This window comes from Sphingomonas sp. RB1R13 (genome assembly GCF_036663775.1).
Lineage (GTDB): Bacteria > Pseudomonadota > Alphaproteobacteria > Sphingomonadales > Sphingomonadaceae > Sphingomicrobium.
On sequence record NZ_JAXOJM010000054.1, the window covers coordinates 1 to 1,264 of the forward strand.

Sequence of the window (1,264 nt, forward strand, 5' to 3'; positions counted from 1 at the left end):
GGTCCTGGCCGGCCCCGCGTGGGCGCAGGATCGCGCCGCGGCACCGCTCAAGGCGGTGCGGTCCGCGACACGGAACGCCACGATCGAGCCGGCAGCGACCGGGTTCGTCAGCGGCGCGCAGGTCTATCCGTTCAGCGACGGCACGATCTATCAAGTCTATACCGCGCCGGGGTTGGTAACGGACATTGCGCTCCAGCCCGGCGAGACCCTCGTGGCGGTCGCGAGCGGCGATACCGCCCGCTGGGTGATCGGCGATACGACGAGCGGCTCGGGCGACGACAAGCAGACGCATGTGCTGGTCAAGCCGGTCTCGGCAGGCTTGCTGACCAACCTAGTCATCACGACCGACCGGCGCGCCTATCATCTCAGGCTCGCCAGCACCACGGCAACGGCGCTGTCCTCGCTGCGCTGGACCTATCCGCAGGACGAACTGCTGGCCGTGCGACGCAAGGCGGAAGCCGCGCAGGCTGCAGCGCCGGTTGCGACGGGGCTGGCGATCGAGCAGCTGCATTTCAACTACGCGATCAGCGGTGACCGCCCCCCATGGCGGCCGCTGCGCGTGTTCGACGACGGGACAAGGACCTATGTCGAGTTTCCCGCATCGCTCGCCAATGGCGATGCGCCACCATTGTTCGTCGTCGGCCCAAATGGGAAGGTGGAACTGGTCAATTACCGGCTGCGTGATCGTTTCTACGTCGTCGACCGGATCTTCGACGCGGCCGAACTCCGGCTCGGCTTGAAGCAGCAGCAGGTCGTCCGCATCGACAGGATCGGGCCATCCGCTCAGCGGAGGGGCGCATGACCGAGATTGCCGAACCTTTGTCAGCCGCACCCTCGCCCGCCGAAGCCGTGCTCGACGCGCCCGCACCCGAGGCGCCCGCCCAGCCGCCGAAGGTCGACCCGGAGACATTGGCCATCCGTTCCCGTCCGGTACGCGCGATCCGCTTCCGTCGCGGCGCGATCATCGGCATCGCCGCGGTGGGCTCGGCCAGCCTGATGGGTATCGCCTGGATGGCGTTGAAGCCGCAGGTGTTTCGGCATGTCGCGCAGGACAGCGAATTGTCTCAGCCGATAGCGAAGCCCGCCGCCGACGCACTTGCGGGCCTGCCCGCGAGCTATGGCGATGCGCCCAGGCTCGGCCCACCGCTTCCCGGCGACCTTGGCCGGCCGATCCTTCGCGCACAGGAACGGGCCGAAGCGACCGTTGCCCCTCCGTCCCTCGATACGGTCGCGGCAGCACGGCAACAGCGGATGGCCGACATTA

The 1,264-nt window shown here is 68.3% G+C and carries 1 protein-coding gene and 1 pseudogene; both read left to right on the top strand.

The window, feature by feature from the left end; all coding sequences use genetic code 11:
* A partial coding sequence (gene trbG / locus U1700_RS14790; protein WP_332753446.1) for a P-type conjugative transfer protein TrbG occupies positions 1 to 802 on the top strand: 802 nt, incomplete at its 5' end.
* Positions 799 to 1,264 (top strand): annotated as a pseudogene (locus tag U1700_RS14795) (TrbI/VirB10 family protein); the annotation flags it as partial. The gene trbG and the pseudogene U1700_RS14795, both read left to right, overlap by 4 nt.